The organism is Streptomyces sp. NPDC059373, from assembly GCF_042751495.1.
Lineage (GTDB): Bacteria > Actinomycetota > Actinomycetes > Streptomycetales > Streptomycetaceae > Actinacidiphila.
In genome coordinates, this window is record NZ_JBHYXC010000005.1 from 149,762 (window position 1) to 167,046 (window position 17,285).

Consider the following 17,285-nt stretch of genomic DNA (forward strand, 5'->3'; position numbering starts at 1 on the left):
GGGCCGGCCGGGCGCGGTGCGGTGCGGGTCAGCGCTGGTTGACGGTGCCCAGAGCGCTCAGGCCCTGGATGAAGTAGCGCTGGGCCACGAAGAACACGGCCAGTGGGGGGAGCATGTAGAGCAGGTTGGTGGCCATGTAGAGATTCCAGTCCGGGGTCTGACCGGCGAACTGGGAGACGAAGGAGGCCATGCCGACGCTCAGCGGCCACTTCTCCGACGAGTAGAGGTAGATGAGTGGGTTGAGGTAGTCGTTCCACGACATCTGGAAGGCCAGGATCGCCATGGTGATCCAGGCGGGTCTGGTGATGGGGAGCATGACGCTGACGAAGATCCGGAAGTGCCCGGCGCCGTCGACCTTCGCCGCCTCGTCGAGGGAGTAGGGAATCGACAGGAAGTACTGGCGGGCGAGGAAGATGAACAGCGGATTGCCGCCCAGCCAGGCCGGCACGATCAGCGGCAGCCAGGTGTCGTACCAGCCGATGTCCTTGAAGAGCTGGAACAGCGGGATGATGCCGACCACCGGGGGCAGCAGCATGCTGCCGACGAAGAGGTAGAACCAGACCTTCCGGCCGGGGAAGCGAAGCCGGGCCAGGGCGTATCCGGCCATCATCGAGGTCATCACCCCGCCGATCACCGACAGGCCGGTGATGACCACGGAGTTCAGCAGCAGCCGCGGGAAGTGGATCGCCTTCGGGCCGTCGACGAAGTTCTCGAAGTGGAACTGGTCGGGCAGCAGCGTGGGCGGGACCTGGAAGACCGCCGCGTGGCCCTTGAGGGCGACGGTCATGATCCACAGGATGGGCAGGATCATCACCGAGGAGATCAGCAGCGCGGTGGCGTACCAGGACGCCGTACGTATCGCCCTGCCACGCGGCTTCGGTGTCGCCCCCGGTGTCGCCGCCGGCGCCGGCGCTGTCGTGACGTCAGGAAGCGTGGTCACTGTAGCTCCAGATCGAGGAGAAGCGGGCGGTGGCGGCGATCACGACGACGACGGCGAGGAAGAGCACCCACACCTGGGCGGAGGCGTAGCCGAGTTGGGGGACCTGCCCGAGCTTCGGGAAGCCGTTGTTGTAGATCGACAGCATCAGCACCCTGGTGCTGAATCCGGGGCCGCCGGTCCCGTCCGGCGAGAGGATCTTCGGCTGGTTGAAGGCCTGGAGGGCGGTCACCATCTGCAGCACCACCTGGAGCACCAGGATCGGGCTGATCAGCGGCAGAGTGATCCGGAAGAACACCGTCCGGGGTCCCGCGCCGTCGAGCCTGGCCGCTTCGTACAGCTCGGTGGGGACGGCCTGGAGCGCGGCGAGAAAGATGATCATCGTCGAGCCGACGCTCCAGAGCATGACGATCACGATCGACGGCATCGCCGAGCCCGACCCGGACAGCCACTCGCTCGTCGGCAGGTGAAACCACGTCAGAACCTGGTTGGCCAGGCCGACCTGCGGATTGAACACGAACTTCCACAGCGTGATCGTGGCGACCACGGGCAGCACCACGGGCAGGTAACACAGGGTGCGCAGCAGGCGGACGCCCCGCAGCCGCTGGTTGCAGAACACCGCCAGCGCCAGCCCGATGACCAGCGACAGCGGTACGTACAGAGCGACCAGCAGCACCGTGGCGCGCACCGACGGCCAGAAGGACGGGTCGGTGGTGAACATCCTGCGGAAGTTGTCGAGGCCGACGAACCTCGGGTCCGAGAGGCCGTTGTACTGCGTCAGCGCGAAGTAGGCCGACCGGATCAGCGGGTAGACGACGAACACCGCGAAACCGATGACGGCCGGCGCCAGGAACACGTACGCGGCCCGGGTGTCCGAGGCCCGCTTCTTTCGCCGGCGCCATGGCCGTCCTCGGCGCTCGCGGTCGGACGGGCGGTTCGCGGGCGGTGCGGTGGTTCGTACCTGCTGGTGCGGAGTGGCTGTCACACGCGCTCACCTTCTCGCTCCGAGGAGTTGGTGACTCGGACCGGCGCGGGGCGGTAGGGCGGTCCCGGCCGTCTGGTGGTCTCCAGCTCCTTCAAGGTAACGTTTCCATTCCCTGTTGATCACACGGTGGCGTACGCCACAGAGGGAGTCAAGAGGCGCGATGGCAACGTTTCCCGGATCGACATCCTCAACCCCCTGGGCGGTTCCGGAGTCACTGCGGACGCTCGGACAGCAGCTGGCCGCCGGTCTGCGGAGCAGCCCGGCAGCGGACATTGTCGAGAGTTGCCTGACCAACACCTGGACCACCTCGATGAGTTGGGGTGATCCGGGCCGGCCCGAGGTCTTCGTCAAGACCGGGGACATACCGGCGATGTGGCTGCGCGACAGCACCGCGCAGGTGCGCCCCTACCTGGCGGTGGCCCCGGACCCGGAGGTCGGCGACGTCCTGGTCGCCGTATCGCGCCGCCAGATCCGCTGCGTCCTGCTGGACCCGTACGCCAACGCCTTCAACGACGGACCCACCGGCGCGCACGGCGAGCCCGGCGACCAGCCCACACCGGGGGAGTGGGTGTGGGAGCGCAAGTACGAACTCGACTCCCTGTGCGCGCCGTTGCAGTTGGCCTATGCGATCTGGCGGGCGACCCGGCGCGTGGACCATCTCGACGGGGCTTTCCATCGCGCTGCCTGGACGATCGTACGGATCTGGCGCGCCGAGCAGTCCCATGACCGGTCGCCGTATCTCTTCCTTCGGCCCTCCGGCCCCTTCTCCGGCGACAGCCTTCCCCGTGGCGGCCGTGGAGACCGGGTCGGACGGACCGGGATGACCTGGTCGGGCTTCCGGCCGAGCGACGATCCCTGCGAACACGGCTTTCTGGTCCCGGCCAACGCGCTGGCGTCGACGAGTCTGCACGGGCTCGCCGAACTGGCCTCGTCGGTTCTCCAGGATTCACAACTCGCCCATGAGGCCTGGAAGCTGGCCGACGAGATCGATGCCGGAATCCTGGCCGACGCGGTCGTCGACGTGGCAGGCACGTCCGTCCTGGCCTATGAGGTGGACGGCCACGGGGCGGCGCTGCTGGGGGACGACGCGAATCTCCCCAGCCTGCTGAGCCTGCCCCTCAGCGGCTGGTGCGCGCAGGACGACCCGCTCTACCAAGCCACCCGGCGCCTCGTGCTGTCCGACGCGAACCCCTCCTACTTCAGCGGCAGGTTCGCGTCCGGCGTCGGCAGTACGCACACCCCGGACGGCCACGTCTGGCCGCTGGCGATCGCCACCGCCGGCCTGACCGGCGGTGAGGACGCCGCCGCGCAGGCCCTGGGGACGCTGGCGGCCACCACCGCAGGCACCGGGCTGATGCACGAGAGCTTCCATGTGGACGATCCCGGCCGGTTCACCCGGGACTGGTTCGGCTGGGCCAACGCCATGTTCTGCGAGCTCGCCCTCGACCTGTGCACGGGCGGGGTCCGGCACCTGTTCCCGGTGAACCCGCGAACACTGCCCGCGACGAGACCGGCCTGACGGCACCTCCCGAGGTGTCAGTCGTCGGGGTCGGTGGTGCCGCGCTGGAGGTCGGCGCGGCCGTCGGCGGCGCGGATGAAGCGGGTCATGCCGAGCTGCGTGGCACCGGCGGCGGCCGGGGTCGCGGTCGCGGCGGGGCCGGTGGGGAGGACGTACGGGCGGCGCATGACCTCGTCGAGGATGATGACGGTCTCCGTCGCGCGCACCGCCGGCACGGGGGCGAGCTGCTCCGTGACGAGCCGGTGCACGGCGCCGACGTCGGGGACCCGGATCTGGATCATGGCGTCGTGCTGGCCGGTGGTGATCGCGCAGTACTCGACCTCGGGCATGGCGGCCAGCGTGGCGCGGAACTGCTTCCAGAGGTCCTGGCGGACGGTGACGAACACCAGCGCGCAGATGTCGAGGCCGACCCGCGAAGGGTCGACGCGGGCGCTGAAGCCGCTGATCACACCGTCGGCACGGAGGGCCTCGAAGCGGGTGTAGGCGTTGGCGCGGGAGATCCCGACGCGCTCGGCGAGGGCGGCGACGGAGATCCGGCCCTGGGTCCGCAGCACATCGAGGATCTTGAAATGTACCGAATCCAGGGCAAGGCCGATGCCGATCCGTCCAGAGCGGCGTTCGCCGGAGGAGTCCGGGCTTGACAGATCTCCCATGATGGCGCCTTTCAGACAAATTCTGTCTTGGCTTGATCCCGTTAGCCGGAGGAGTTGGTTAGTTTCAGCCCACCCTAACGGTGAATCGTCCAGGGACTTCATCCGGCGGCCGTCGATGCCCGCCGTGCCTTCTTCCGCTCCGTCCCCCGCTCTCGGAGGCACCCATGTCCAGATCTCGCACCGGGTCGTACCCGGCGGCGGTCTCGCTCGTCGCCGTCGCGGCGCTCGCCCTCAGTGCCTGCTCCGGCAGCGGCAGCACGTCCGGCTCCTCGGGCAGCAAGACGCTGGTGGTCGACACGTCGTTCAACCTGAAGACCGCCGACCCGGGCCGTGAGTTCGAGACGACCGGAATGATCGTGGACAAGGCGCTGTACGAGACGCTGCTGACCTTCAAGGGCGGCGACGTCACCAAGCCGCTGCCGGGGCTGGCGTCCTCGTACGAGGAGTCCTCGGACAGCAAGACGCTGACCCTGCACCTGCGCAAGGGCGCGAAGTTCTCCGACGGCACCGCGGTCACGGCGGACGACGTTGTGTACTCGCTGCAGCGGGTCATCGACCTCAAGGGCAATCCGTCCTTCCTGCTGGACGGGGTGACGGCGGCCAAGACGGACGCCTCGACGGTGACCCTGACCTCGAAGAAGGCGAACCCGGCGCTGCCCTTCATCCTCCCCAACCCGGCGCTGGGCATCCTGAACTCGAAGACCGTCAAGGCGAACGGCGGCTCGGAGACGTACCTGAACAAGACGTCGGCGGGCTCGGGCCCGTACACGCTGACCTCGTTCAACACGAACACGCAGGTCGTGCTGGCGAAGAACCCGAAGTACACCGGCTCCGACACGCCGACGTACGACAAGATCGTGATCCGGAACGTTCAGGCGCCGACGCAGAAGCTCAATGTGCAGCGCGGCGACAGCCAGGTCGCCCTGGACCTGAACTCCGACCAGGTGACGGGGCTCACCGGCGGGCTGAAGGTGCTGAGCGGGGCGTCGTCGGATGTGATCTTCCTGCTGCTGAACCTGGACAAGGCGGTCAGCGGCACGACGGCCAACGCCAAGTTCCGCGAGGCGGTCCGCAAGGGCATCGACTACACGAGCCTGCTGTCGCTGGGCGGGACCGGCTCGGTGCAGGCGCCCGGGCTCATACCGACGACGTTCGTCGGCGCGCTGCCCGCCGCGCAGGCGCAGAAGCGGGACCTGAGCGGCGCGAAGGCGGCCCTGAAGGCCAGCGGGATCAAGAACCCGACGGTGAAGCTCGCCTACGCCAGCGACCTCACCCTCGACGGCCTGTCGCTGCAGACGCTCGCCGAGCGGGTGCAGTCGCAGCTGAAGGAGGTCGGCATCACGGTGACCCTCGCCCCGGCGCCGACCACGACGGAGCTGGACAACTACCGCAACGGCAAGGAGCAGGTCGGCCTCTGGTACTGGGGCCCGGACTACCCGGACCCCAGCGACTACCTGGTCTTCCTGCCCGGCGGCCTGGTCGGTCTGCGCGCCGGCTACAAGGCGGGCGCCGACCCCGCGCTGACCGCGCTGGGCGACAAGGCCTCCACCACGACCGACACCGCCACCCGCCAGAAGCTGTACGAGCAGATCCAGACCACCCTGAACTCCAGCGGCCCCTTCATTCCGCTGATGCAGCCGAGCCGGCACATGGTGGCCGCCTCGACGGTCTCCGGTCTCTCGTACAACCCGGTGTGGACGATCGATGTCGCCGAGCTTGGTGCGAAGTAAGCGCGCAGGTGGCGGCCGGCTCCTCGCCCGCCACCCGCTCGCGCGATTCCTGTTGCGGCGGACCGCGGTCGCCGTGCTGCTGGCCTTCGGGGTGACCCTGGTGACGTTCGTCCTCACCAACCTCGTCCCCGGCGACCCGGCGGCGGCCGCGCTGGGGCAGCGGGCGGTCGGCGACCCGGCGATCGTCGCCCAGTTCCGGCACCACTACGGCCTCGACAAGCCGCTGCCGGTCCAGTACGTGACGTATCTCGGCAATCTCCTCCAGGGCGATCTGGGCGAGTCGCAGCAGAGCCATCAGCCCGTGCTGACGGACCTGTCGACCGCCGTCCCGGCGACGCTGGAGCTGGCCGGGGCGGCGATCGTCGTGTCGCTGATCATCGGCGTGGCCTTCGGGGTGATCGCGGCGCTGCGCCGGGACCGGTTCACCGACCAGCTGCTGCGGGTGGTGAGCCTGCTCGGCGTCTCGGTGCCGACGTTCTGGCTGGCGCTGCTGGCCTTCTACGTCTTCTTCTACCGGCTCGGCATCGCGCCGGGCAGTGGCCGCATCGCGCCCGACCTGACCGCCCCACCGCACGTCACCGGGCTGTACACGGTGGACGCCGCCCTCGCCGGGCAGTGGCCGGTCTTCTGGAGCGCGGTCGGCCACCTGGTGCTCCCGGCGCTGGTGCTCACCGCGTACACCGTGGGGCTGCTGACCCGGTTCACGCGGTCGGCGGTCCTCGAGGTGCTGGGCCAGGACTACATCCGGGCCGCCCGCGCCAAGGGCCTGCCCGGCCGGACCGTGCTCTTCCAGTACGTGCTCCGGGCGGCCCTCGTGCCCGTCATCACGGTCGCCGGACTGGCCTTCGGGGCGCTGCTGTCGGGCACCGTCCTCGTCGAGTCGATCTTCGCCTGGCCGGGCTTGGGGGCGTACGCCTACCGGAGCGCGACCACGCTCGACCTGCCGGCCGTGATGGGCGTCGGGCTGGTCGTCGGCATCGTGTATCTGACCGTCAACCTCGCCGTGGACGTGCTGTACGGCGTGATCGACCCGAGGGTGAGGGTGCAGTGAGGCTTCGACTCAACCCGCTGCGGCGGCTGCCCCGCGCCTGGCGCAGGCCGCTCGCGGTCGTCGGGGGCGCGGTCAGCGTCGTCTGGCTGGTGATCGTGCTGGCCGCCCCGCTGCTCGCCCCGCACGATCCGCTGGCGCAGAACCTGCCCCGGCTGGCCGGGCCCGGCGCCGGGCACTGGTTCGGCACCGACGAGCTGGGCCGGGACGTTCTGAGCCGGGTGCTGTACGGGGCGCGGGTGTCCATTCCGCTCGCCCTGCTGCTGGTGACGCTGTCCCTGCTCATCGGCGGAGTGCTCGGCGCCTGCGCCGGGTTCTTCGGGCGCTGGGTCGACGAGACGGTGATGCGGATCGCGGACCTGGTGTTCGCCTTCCCCACCGTCATCCTGGCGATGGTCGTCGCCGCCGCGTTGGGCGCGAGCCTGCAAAATGCGGTGCTGGCCGTCCTCGTCGTCGCCTGGCCGTCGTATGCCCGTGTGACGCGCGGCCTGGTGATGGGGCTGCGTACGCGCGAGTTCGTCCTCAGCGGACGGCTGCTGGGCTTCTCCGCCTGGCGGTCGCTGCGGGTGGACGTCCTGCCCAATGTGCTCGGGCCGTTGCTGGTGCTGGCCACCCTCGACATCGGGACGGCGACGCTGCTGCTGTCGGGGCTGTCGTTCCTCGGGCTGGGCGCGAAGCCGCCGACCGCCGAGTGGGGGGCGATGGTGGCCGCCGGTACGCAGGAGTTCGACAAGTGGTGGATCGGGGTCTTCCCGGGGCTGGCGATCCTCACCGTGGTGCTCGCCTTCAACTTCCTCGGCGACGCGCTGCGGGACGCCCTCGACCCCGGCACCGCGCGGACCATCGGCGCGGAGAAGGAGCGTGTGGCGTGAGCCTCGACACCGCCGCCAACGTTCTGGAGATCACCGGCCTCACCGTCGACCTGCCCTCCGAAAACGGCCCCAACCGCATCCTGCACGGCGTCGACCTCGCCCTCCAGCCCGGCCGCATCCACGGCCTGGCCGGCGAGAGCGGCTCCGGCAAGACCATGACCGGCCTCGCCGTCCTCGGTCTGCTGCCGGGCGGCGCCGGCACCGGCGGCCGGATCCAGCTCGACGGCACCGATCTGCTGACGCTGCCGCCCCGCAGGCTGGGCGAACTGCGCGGCCGGGCGATGAGCATGGTCTTCCAGGACCCGTCGACGAGCCTGCACCCCATGCTCAGCATCGGGCACCAGCTCACCGACCACCTCCGCCACCACCTCAAGCTGGACCGGAAGGCGGCGAAGGAGCGGGCGGCCGACCTCCTCGGCCAGGTCCGCATCCCCAACCCCCGGGAAGCGCTGGGGCGTTACCCGCACCAGTTCTCCGGCGGCATGCGGCAGCGGATCGCCATCGCCATCGCGCTCGCCTGCGAACCGCAGGTGCTGATCGCCGACGAGCCGACCACCGCACTCGACGTCACCGTGCAGGCCGGCGTGCTCCGGCTGCTGCGCGGGCTGTGCGACGACCTCGGGCTGGCCGTCCTCCTGGTTACCCACGACCTGGGCGTCATGTCCGCCATCGCGGACACGGTCAGCGTGATGCGCCACGGTCTGGTCGTCGAGACCGGCCCGCGCGGTCAGGTGCTCACCGAGCCCCGGCACGAGTACACCCGTACGCTCCTGGACGCGCTCCCCGGAAGGAGCACCGTATGACCCCGCCCGCCCCCCTCCTCAGTGTTGACGACCTCGTCGTCCAGTACCGCCGTCCCGGCGCCCCGCCGACCCGCGCGGTCGCCGGGGTCAGCCTGGAGGTGCGGGCCGGGGAGGTCGTCGGGCTGGTCGGCGAGTCGGGCTGCGGCAAGTCCACGCTGGCCAGGGCGGTCTGCGGGCTCACGGCGCCCAAGGAGGGCGGGATCACCTTCGACGGCACGCCGGTGCGGGCGCTGAAGGTGCGCCGCCGGGACCCCGCGCTGACCGCCGTCCAGATGGTGTTCCAGGACCCGTACGGCTCCCTCAACCCCCGCCGCCGAGTGGGCGCGCAGATCGCCGACGGCATCCGTACGGCGGCCGGGCGCGGCGAGGCCAAGGGCTCGGAGACCCCGGAGGACTACCTCACCCGGGTCGGCCTCCCGGCGAGCGCCGCGCAGCGCTACCCCCAGGAGTTCTCCGGCGGCCAGCGGCAGCGCGTCGCCATCGCCCGCGCCCTCGCGGCCCGGCCCCGCCTGCTGGTCGGCGACGAGCCGATCTCCGCTCTCGACGCCTCCGCCCAGCTCCAGGTGGCCACCCTGATGCGGTCGCTGGCCGTCGAGTCCGGCGCCGGGCTGCTGTTCATCAGCCACGACCTGTCCGTCGTACGGCTCATCGCGGACCGTATCGCCGTGATGTACCTCGGGCGGATCGTGGAGACCGGTCCCACCGCCGAGGTCTGGGCCGAGCCCCGCCACCCGTACACCCAGGCCCTGCTCGCGGCCATCCCGCAGCCGGACGGCGCCGGCCTGCTGCCCGCCGAACTCCCCGGCGACGTACCGGACCCGTCCGCTCCGCCGAGCGGCTGCCGCTTCCACCCCCGCTGTCCGCGCGTCTTCGACGGCTGCGACCGCGAGGAGCCGCAGCTGATCGCCGGGGGTGTCGCCTGCCGGCTGTACGAGGCGGCGTGACGTGAAGAGCACCGACCCAGCCGCCCTCCGGCTGACCGGCGAGGGGCTCGTCCTGCGCGAGTGGACCGACGACGATCCGCCCGCCATGGCCGTACTGTTCGACGACCCGGCCATCGCGTACTGGACGCCGCTCGCCTCACCCTTCGACGAGGCCGCCGCCCGCGCCTACCTCGCCACGGCCCGGCAGGCACGCGCCGACGGTCTGCGCGTCCAGCTGGCCATCACCACCGACGGCGGCCCGCCGCTGGGCGAGATCCTCCTCATCCGCAAGGCCGCCGACGACCCCGCCGCAAGCCTGGGTTACTCGGTCGGCGCCGCCCACCGGGGCCGTCGCCTGGCGGCCCGGGCCCTCATCGTGATGACGCACTACGCCCATCACACCGCCGGACTGCCCCGGGTGACCCTCAGCATCGAGGGGGGCAACGCCGCGAGCGTCGCCGTTGCCGTCGCCGGGGGCTACCACCTGACCGACGAGCCGCTGCTCGACGTCGTCAACAAGGGACGTTCGCTGGCCCTGCAGACCTGGGCGCACGACCGCTCCTGACGCAACTCCCTATTCGTCACTCCCTTGTCCGTAGGACCCGTACGAAGGACACCGCATGCCCGCCTCCCCTCCCCGCACCGCTGCCGCCCGACCCGGCGGCGCTCCCGCCGACCTGACGGCGGTCTGGTCGGCGATCACCGGCATGTACGCGGCCTATCCGGCCGGCGACCGCGAGCGCATCGACTCCTTCCTCGACCCCGACGCCACCATCTGGGACTCGGCGACGCCCGGACTCGTCTGCGGAAAGGCCGAGTTGGACCGGGTGCGGGACGGGCGGCCCGCCGACGGCGGCGGCCCTGTGGAGGCCGGGCTGACGGCGTACGACCCCGTCGTCGACGTCTTCGGCGACCTGGCGGTGGCCCGGTACTGGCTGCGGGTCGACTACCGTGCCGGCGCGACCGACCTCGTACGCAACACCGCGATCCTCAGGCGTGGCGAGGGCGGATGGCTGATCGTCCACCTGCATGAGGAGGACTCAGCTGTCGCAGGCGGCGCCGTTGAGGGTGAGGGATGAGGGGGCCGTGTCGGAGGAGTACCAGGTGCCGAGGAAGCCGAACACCAGCGGCCGGCGGGCGGGGACGGAGGCGTTGTAGTCGACCTGGGTGGCGGTGACGTCGGGGCCCCGCTGGGTGACGTTGCCGTCCCACATCTGGGTGATGCGCTGGCCGTCGGGGTAACTCCACTGGACGCTCCAGCCGTTGAGGTCCGTGCGGGAGGTGACCCGGACCTCGGCCTGGAAGCCGCCGTCCCACTGGCTCACCAGGTGGTAGCTGGCGGTGCAGCTCGCCGGGGACTTGGAGGGCGTCGTGGTTTTCGTCGGCGACGGAGTCGGCGTGGGCGACGGCACGGCCGTCAGCCGGGTGGCGCCGTTGGCGACGTCGCCCGACGCAGACCGGGACCGGGACGGCGACGGGGACGCGGTGCTCGGCACCACGGGCAGGTCCGGCGCGGTGGTGGTCGCCGGGACCGGGGCGCGGGAACCGGCGGCGCTGGTCGGGGCGCCGGAGGACGGCACGAGGATGGCCACCAGCACCAGAGCGGGCACGGCCAGCGCGGCCGCCGTCAGGGCGACGCGGCGCCGGGCGGGACGCGGGGTGGGTATGGGACCCGGTGGCGCGGTCGAGACGGCGCGGCGGCGGTCGAGGTAGGCGGCTCCCGCCCAGCCGAGGACGCCCTCGGCGAGGGTGTAGGGCAGGCGGCCGCTGTGCAGGGCGAAGTCCTTGGCGGTGGCGGCGCAGTCCCGACATCGGTCGAGGTGCCCGCGCAGGTCCGCCGGATACGAGGCCTCGGGCTCCCGGGTGGCGACGTCGAGCAGCTTGGCGTAACCCCGGCACTCCTTGTCCGCGAGGGTGTGCATGCGCGCCCGCAGGCACGACTCCCGGAACAGCTCCCGGGTCCGTACGATCTCCTCCTCCGCGCGGTCGGTGCCGATGCCCAGCGCGGCCGCGCTCTCGGCGGGCGGCCGTGACTCGATCTCGGAGTGCCACAGCAGGGACTTGTCCGGCTCGGGCATGTCCTGGAAGCCGTGCAGCGCGGTCGAGGGGCCCTCCTCCGCCTGCAACCACATGCGCAGCCCGGGGGCGAGAAGGTCGGCGTTGCCCTCCGCCTGCCAGTCGGCGGCGGTGTTGCGCACGCCGATGAGCAGCCGGGGCAGCCACGCGAAGTGCGGCGCGCTCCACGGCGGGGCCTCGCGGAGGGTGCGGGCGAAGGCCTCCGATGCTAGCTGGACGGCCTCCTCGGCGGAGATCGTGCACAAGTCGGCGTAGCAGAGGACCGGTTGCCAGTGCTCGGACAGCAGGGCTGCTTCGAGATCCGGGCGGTCACCAGACGTATCGGCGGCCATAGGCGGCACTTTCCTGGCTCACATGCGACAGGGGGAGGTGGAGGATCAGGGCCGGATCTTTTCATATCCTCCACAAGTGGGACAAGAGTGGGACGAGAGGCTTGACAACAGGCAAGTGGCATGGGAATTACCGCCGTTGTCACCGACCCGGTCACCCCAGTGGGCGCGGTTGGCGGTCATGGGCTGCGCTTAGGGCCTGGCCGGTCAGCCGTGCGCGGCGGCCGGCTCCTCGGGGAGCGCGGCCGAGTCGAGGGCTGCCGTGAGCCGGTCGAGGCGGGCGTGCAGCTCCAGCAGTTCGTCGAAGCCGATGCCGGTGGCCTCGTAGATCTGCCGGGGGACCAGCAGGGCGCGTTCGCGCAATGCGGCGCCCTCGTCGGTGAGGCGGACGGTCACCGAACGCTCGTCGGTGGCGCTGCGCTCGCGCCGTACGAGACCGGCGGCTTCGAGGCGCTTGAGCAGCGGGGACAGGGTGCCGGAGTCCAGCCGCAGATACTCGCCGATCTTCTTCACCGGCAGCTCGCCGTGCTCCCAGAGCACCAGCATCGCCAGGTACTGGGGGTAGGTGAGGCCGAGCCGTTTGAGGATGACGCGGTACACGCCGTCGAACGCCCGGGAGGCGGCATGGAGGGAGAAGCAGACCATGTGGTCGAGGCGGAGGAAGTCCTCCCCGGTCTCGGTCGGCGTGTTCGTCGTCATGGCTCCAGGATAGCTCGCCGCGCGCAGTTTAGTTGCGCACAACTTAATTGCGTGCTCTACTTACGTCATCGAGTTCGGACGCACCCCGAATGACTTCGAGAGGGATGGTTTTCCATGGACGCGCTGTACACCGCTGTCGCCACCGCCAACGGCCGTGAGGGCCGCGCCGTCAGCTCCGACGGCCAGCTGGACCTCGCCCTGGCGATGCCCCCGGCGCTCGGCGGCAACGGGCAGGGCACCAACCCCGAGCAGCTTTTCGCCGCCGGCTATGCGGCCTGCTTCGCCAGCGCGCTCGGCCTCGTCGGCCGTCAGGCCAAGGTCGACACCAAGGACATCTCCGTCACCGCCGAGATCTCCATCGGCTCGGAAGGCGGCGGCTTCGGCCTCTCCGCCGTCATCCGCGTCGAGCTCCCCGCCGAGCTCGAGGGCGAGACCGGCGAGCTGCTCGTCAAGCAGGCCCACGAGGTCTGCCCCTACTCCAAGGCCACCCGGGGCAACATCCAGGTCGAGCTCATCGTCGAGTAGGCGCACCCCACAGGCAATCCCCGCGCAATCCGTCTGAAATTCGTACGCAACACCCTCGCAAGCCCGTAGGCCGTACCGCGATCGCGATACGGCCTACGGGCTTGCGGTGTGACGTAGGTCACACTCCACGGTGAAATTTCCGGGGACTCTCTCCCCGTTTGTATCTACGACATTGCGAAGCGGGGAGTCTTTCCCCGCATCCGAACAGGAAGGGGATCTGCCGTGGACCGCAAGTGCCGCGTCATCCCCCGGCTGCGGGCGGACGCCTCACGCAACCGGGACCGGATCGTCGCGGCGGCGCGCGAACTGCTCGTCGAGTACGGCGCCGAGGTGCCGCTGGACGAGGTCGCGCGACGTGCGGGCGTCGGCAATGCCACGGTCTACCGGCACTTCGCCGACCGCGGGGAGTTGATGCTCCAGGTCACCCTCTCGGTCATGGAGGGGATCCAGGAGCAGGCCGACACGGCGGTCGCCGAGGAGCCGGACGCCTTCCAGGCGCTGCGGCGCTTCGTGCTCGGGGCGGCGGAGGAGCGGGTCGGGGCGCTGTGCTCGATGCTCTCCGACGCATTCAACCGGGCCCATCCCGAAGTCGTGGAATCCCGTGATCGTCTTGAGCGGACGATCGAAGACATATTGGACCGGGCGCGCCGCTCCGGCCAGCTGCGCGCGGATGTCGCCGTGGGCGACCTCATGGTGGCGATCACCCAGCTCTCCCGGCCGCTGCCGGGAACGGCGTGCGTGAACGCGGACCGGTTCGTCCACCGCCACCTGCTGATCTTTCTCGACGGCCTGCAAGCCCCGGCGCGCTCGGAACTGCCCGGAACGGCAGTCACCTTCCAGGAGCTTCAGCGCGTCTGATCCACCTTTTCACTCATACGTACACACACGTCCCGTTGTCAGTTCTCCGCACCAGTAAGTGGGTCAACCCATGTCAGAAGCGGCTCAGGCACTACAGCCCGATCCCCGGCGCTGGAAAGCGCTGACCTTCATAGCCATCGCCCAGCTGATGGTCGTGCTCGACGCGACCATCGTGAACATCGCCCTTCCGAACGCCCAGGCCGACCTGGGCATTTCCAACGCCAACAAGCAGTGGGTCATCACCGCCTACGCCCTGGCGTTCGGCGGACTTCTGCTCTTCGGCGGCCGCATCGCGGACCTGTGGGGCCGCCGCCGTACCTTCGTCACCGGACTGATCGGCTTCGCGGGCGCTTCCGCGCTCGGCGGCGCGGCGGTCAACGAGGGCATGCTGTTCGGCGCCCGCGCACTGCAGGGTGCGTTCGGCGCGCTGCTCGCGCCCGCCGCGCTCTCGCTGCTCTCGGTGATGTTCACCGAGGCCAAGGAGCGGGCCAAGGCGTTCGGCATCTACGGCGCCATCGCGGGCGGCGGCGGTGCCGTCGGCTTCATCCTCGGCGGCGTGCTCACCCAGTACCTCGACTGGCGCTGGACGTTCTTCGTCAACATCCCCTTCGCGATCATCGCCGCCACCGGTGCCTTCCTGGTGATCCGCGAGCCCGCAGGCGCCCGCAACAAGAGCGGCCTCGACATCCCCGGCGTCGTCCTGGCCACCCTCGGCCTGGTCTCGCTGGTCTACGGCTTCACCCGGGCCTCCACCGACGGCTGGGCCGCCGGCGCCACCATCAGCCTCTTCGTCGCCGCGGCCGTGCTGCTGCTGTCCTTCGTGCTCGTCGAGAGCCGGGTCCGCGCACCGCTGCTGCCGCTGCGCGTCCTGGCCGACCGGAACCGCGGTGGCGTCTACCTGTCGCTGGGTCTGGCCGTCATCGCGATGTTCGGCCTGTTCCTGTTCCTCACGTACTACCTGCAGATCGTCAAGGGATTCTCGCCGATCAAGACCGGCTTCGCGTTCCTCCCGATGATCGCGGGCATGATCACCGGATCGACCCAGATCGGCGCCCGGCTGATGACCCGGGTCCCGCCGCGGTTGCTGATGGCCCCGGGCTTCCTGACCGCGGGGGTCGGCATGCTGATCCTGACCCAGCTGTCGGTCGGCAGCTCCTACGCCGGGCTCGTCCTGCCCGCGCAGATCCTGCTCGGCCTGGGCATGGGTACCGCCTTCATGCCGGCGATGAGCCTGGCCACGCACGGCGTCCAGCCGCGCGACGCCGGGGTCGCCTCGGCCATGGTGAACACCTCGCAGCAGGTCGGCGGCGCCATCGGCACCGCCCTCCTCAACACCATCGCCGCCAGCTCCACCACCGCCTGGGTCGCCTCGCACGCCGCGCAGGCCCGCACCCTCGGCCAGCAGGGCTTCATCAACGCCGCCGCCGTGCACGGCTACGCCACCGCCATCTGGTGGGCGGTCGGCATCCTGGCCCTGGCGGCGATCATCGCGGCCGTCCTGATCAACACCGGGCAGGGTGACAGCGGCCCGGTCGCGACGTCGAGCGACGGCGAGAGCGCCGAGGCGCTGTCGGTGCCGGTCGTGGCGCATTGATGACCGACGGACCGACGGACCGGCGCAACTGACGGACTGACGGGTACGTAAGCCTTTCGTACGCGTACGAAGAAGGGCCCCGCCTCGTGCAAGGAGGCGGGGCCCTTCGGGCTGTCCGCCCTTGGCGTTGTTCGCCGTTGGGCTACTCGCCCTTGGCGAAGGTATACGAACTCGGCACCTTCACACTGCTGGTGTCCTTGCCGTAGACGACGGCGATCTCCTCGTGCGCGGCGAGCTTGATCGCGCCCGGATTGCCGGTCTGCTCCTTGCCGTCCACGTAGACGTGCAGCTGGTTGCCGCCGCCAGTCTTCAGGCCGCCGATGCCCTTGTCGCTGAGCGCCACGTCCCACTCGGTCATGACCTGGCCGAGGGTGAAGTCGGCCTTCGTGGGCGACTCGATGTGGATGACGCCCGTCGTGTCGTGCGTGTGCAGCGGGCTGAGCTGCTGCTGGACCTCGTCGATGCCGATGTTCGCCGGTACGGTCACGGCCTTGCCGTTGACGATGACGTCCAGGTGGGCGTGGATGTGCAGCACCTGGCCCTCGGCGCCGAGCATCGGCAGCCCGGCGGCCTTGGCACGGGCGGAGGCGTTCGTCGGGGCGGCCCACGGTGGGGAGGTGGCGGCGCCCTTGACGGCGGTCAGGGGGGTGGCGGGGACGGACTTGATGCCGTTGCCCTTGGCGGTGGAGGACGTCGACCCGCCGCCCGCGTCGTGGACCAGGATCGCGCCGGTGACGACTCCGCCGGCCAGGACGAGCACGCCGGCGCCGATGGATATCCGGCGTATGAGGGTGCGGCGGGCTTCCGCGCGCTTGGCCGCCTCGCGCTGAGCCGCGACTCGGGCGCGGCGCTCAGCGGTGTTGGCCTTGGCGGCCTTGCTGTTCTTCGATGTGCTCATGGTGGTGTGGGGATCCCGTTCGTTCAGCCGATCTGGATGGAGCGCTTGGCCAGGCCCATCCAGAAACCGTCGATGACGCTGCGCTGCTCGCCGAGTTCGTCCCCGGCGGCACCGAGCGTAACGAACAGGGGTGCGAAGTGCTCCGTACGAGGGTGTGCGAGCTGCCCGGCGGGGGACTTGTGGCCGAAGTCGAGCAGCGCGTCGATGTCCTGCGCCTCCAGCGCGCGCCGGCCCCAGTCGTCGAACTCCGCCGACCAGCCGGGCACCGCCGCCTGCCGCAGCGCGGCCAGGTTGTGCGTGAAGAAGCCGCTCCCGATGATCAGCACACCCTCGTCGCGCAGCGGCGCCAGCTTCCGGCCGATCTCGAGGAGCTTCACCGGGTCGAGCGTCGGCATCGAGATCTGCAGCACCGGGATGTCGGCCGCCGGGAACATCTCCACCAGCGGTACGTACGCCCCGTGGTCGAGGCCGCGGTCCGGGAAGTCCTGCACCGGCGTGCCGGCGCCACGCAGCAGCTTGCGCACCGAGTCGGCGAGCGCGGGGGCGCCGGGGGCCGCGTACCGGACCTCGTAGTAGTGCCGGGGGAAGCCCCAGAAGTCGTAGACGAGAGGCACGGTGGTCGTCGCGCCGAGCGCCAGCGGGGCCTCTTCCCAGTGCGCCGAGACGATGAGGATCGCCTTGGGGCGGGGCAGGTCGGCGGACCAGGCGGCGAGCTCGCCGGGCCAGACGGGGTCGTCGGCGAGCGGCGGGGCGCCGTGCGAGAGGTAGATCGCGGGCATGCGCTCTTCGCGGGTGGGGGTGCTCATCGCTTGCTCGCTCCTAAAGCACGTGAAGAT

Annotated in this window: 18 protein-coding genes; 11 read left to right on the top strand and 7 right to left on the bottom strand. The window is 70.5% G+C overall.

What is annotated here, in order from left to right; genetic code table 11:
- Window positions 1–28: 28 nt before the first annotated feature.
- On the bottom strand, window positions 29–940 hold the full coding sequence (locus ACFXJ5_RS12155; RefSeq protein WP_384630247.1) for a carbohydrate ABC transporter permease: 912 nt from the start codon (window positions 938–940) through the stop codon (window positions 29–31).
- Window positions 924–1,922, bottom strand: coding sequence for a carbohydrate ABC transporter permease (locus ACFXJ5_RS12160; RefSeq protein ID WP_384630248.1), 999 nt, complete (start codon window positions 1,920–1,922; stop codon window positions 924–926). Before ACFXJ5_RS12160 ends, ACFXJ5_RS12155 begins: the two co-directional genes overlap by 17 nt.
- A gap of 160 nt (window positions 1,923–2,082) precedes the next feature.
- On the opposite strand from ACFXJ5_RS12160, the gene ACFXJ5_RS12165 reads away from it, so the two are divergent.
- Complete coding sequence (locus tag ACFXJ5_RS12165) at window positions 2,083–3,441, top strand: glycoside hydrolase family 125 protein (protein ID WP_384630249.1); 1,359 nt, start codon at window positions 2,083–2,085, stop codon at window positions 3,439–3,441.
- Between the two features lie 17 nt (window positions 3,442–3,458).
- On the opposite strand, the gene ACFXJ5_RS12170 is transcribed toward ACFXJ5_RS12165, so the two are convergent.
- Entirely contained in the window at window positions 3,459–4,094 is a 636-nt protein-coding gene (locus ACFXJ5_RS12170; protein ID WP_384630250.1) for an Lrp/AsnC family transcriptional regulator, read from the bottom strand.
- A gap of 164 nt (window positions 4,095–4,258) precedes the next feature.
- On the opposite strand from ACFXJ5_RS12170, the gene ACFXJ5_RS12175 reads away from it, so the two are divergent.
- From ACFXJ5_RS12175 to ACFXJ5_RS12205, 7 genes are read left to right on the top strand one after another with little or no spacing between them, the layout of a single operon-like run.
- Window positions 4,259–5,824, top strand: a complete 1,566-nt coding sequence (locus ACFXJ5_RS12175) for an ABC transporter substrate-binding protein (protein WP_384630251.1) — start codon at window positions 4,259–4,261, stop codon at window positions 5,822–5,824.
- Window positions 5,814–6,875, top strand: a complete 1,062-nt coding sequence (locus ACFXJ5_RS12180; RefSeq protein WP_384630252.1) for an ABC transporter permease — start codon at window positions 5,814–5,816, stop codon at window positions 6,873–6,875. Before ACFXJ5_RS12175 ends, ACFXJ5_RS12180 begins: the two co-directional genes overlap by 11 nt.
- Entirely contained in the window at window positions 6,872–7,744 is an 873-nt protein-coding gene (locus tag ACFXJ5_RS12185; protein WP_384630253.1) for an ABC transporter permease, read from the top strand. Before ACFXJ5_RS12180 ends, ACFXJ5_RS12185 begins: the two co-directional genes overlap by 4 nt.
- Entirely contained in the window at window positions 7,741–8,547 is an 807-nt protein-coding gene (locus ACFXJ5_RS12190; protein ID WP_384630254.1) for an ABC transporter ATP-binding protein, read from the top strand. The genes ACFXJ5_RS12185 and ACFXJ5_RS12190 overlap by 4 nt, the downstream gene beginning before the upstream one ends.
- Window positions 8,544–9,491, top strand: coding sequence for an oligopeptide/dipeptide ABC transporter ATP-binding protein (locus ACFXJ5_RS12195; protein ID WP_384630255.1), 948 nt, complete (start codon window positions 8,544–8,546; stop codon window positions 9,489–9,491). The genes ACFXJ5_RS12190 and ACFXJ5_RS12195 overlap by 4 nt, the downstream gene beginning before the upstream one ends.
- 1 nt (window position 9,492) lies before the next feature.
- Window positions 9,493–10,035 (top strand): GNAT family N-acetyltransferase, encoded by a 543-nt coding sequence (locus tag ACFXJ5_RS12200; RefSeq protein WP_384630256.1) that lies wholly within the window; start codon window positions 9,493–9,495, stop codon window positions 10,033–10,035.
- A 55-nt stretch (window positions 10,036–10,090) separates the two neighbouring features.
- The gene (locus tag ACFXJ5_RS12205) at window positions 10,091–10,549 is read left to right on the top strand and encodes a DUF4440 domain-containing protein (RefSeq protein ID WP_384630257.1); all 459 of its coding nucleotides are present in this window, start codon (window positions 10,091–10,093) and stop codon (window positions 10,547–10,549) included.
- Here ACFXJ5_RS12205 and ACFXJ5_RS12210 read toward each other — a convergent pair.
- Window positions 10,511–11,878, bottom strand: a complete 1,368-nt coding sequence (locus ACFXJ5_RS12210) for a cellulose binding domain-containing protein (RefSeq protein WP_384630258.1) — start codon at window positions 11,876–11,878, stop codon at window positions 10,511–10,513. The genes ACFXJ5_RS12205 and ACFXJ5_RS12210 overlap by 39 nt on opposite strands.
- Before the next feature lie 204 nt (window positions 11,879–12,082).
- Window positions 12,083–12,574: a MarR family winged helix-turn-helix transcriptional regulator gene (locus ACFXJ5_RS12215; RefSeq protein WP_384630259.1), complete on the bottom strand. Its 492-nt coding sequence runs from the start codon at window positions 12,572–12,574 to the stop codon at window positions 12,083–12,085.
- A 114-nt stretch (window positions 12,575–12,688) separates the two neighbouring features.
- Between ACFXJ5_RS12215 and ACFXJ5_RS12220 the strand changes: the two genes are divergently transcribed.
- From ACFXJ5_RS12220 to ACFXJ5_RS12230, 3 genes are all read left to right on the top strand, one after another.
- Complete coding sequence (locus ACFXJ5_RS12220) at window positions 12,689–13,099, top strand: organic hydroperoxide resistance protein (RefSeq protein WP_384630260.1); 411 nt, start codon at window positions 12,689–12,691, stop codon at window positions 13,097–13,099.
- A 222-nt stretch (window positions 13,100–13,321) separates the two neighbouring features.
- Window positions 13,322–13,957, top strand: a complete 636-nt coding sequence (locus ACFXJ5_RS12225; protein ID WP_384630261.1) for a TetR/AcrR family transcriptional regulator — start codon at window positions 13,322–13,324, stop codon at window positions 13,955–13,957.
- Window positions 13,958–14,027: 70 nt separating this feature from the next.
- Entirely contained in the window at window positions 14,028–15,551 is a 1,524-nt protein-coding gene (locus ACFXJ5_RS12230; RefSeq protein WP_384630262.1) for an MFS transporter, read from the top strand.
- Window positions 15,552–15,693: 142 nt separating this feature from the next.
- Here the strand turns inward: ACFXJ5_RS12230 and ACFXJ5_RS12235 are convergent, their stop codons facing one another.
- Together ACFXJ5_RS12235 and ACFXJ5_RS12240 are read right to left on the bottom strand one after the other, a co-directional pair.
- Window positions 15,694–16,449 (bottom strand): hypothetical protein, encoded by a 756-nt coding sequence (locus tag ACFXJ5_RS12235; protein WP_384630263.1) that lies wholly within the window; start codon window positions 16,447–16,449, stop codon window positions 15,694–15,696.
- Between the two features lie 23 nt (window positions 16,450–16,472).
- Window positions 16,473–17,255, bottom strand: coding sequence for a dioxygenase (locus ACFXJ5_RS12240; RefSeq protein ID WP_384630264.1), 783 nt, complete (start codon window positions 17,253–17,255; stop codon window positions 16,473–16,475).
- Between the last annotated feature and the right edge of the window lie 30 nt (window positions 17,256–17,285).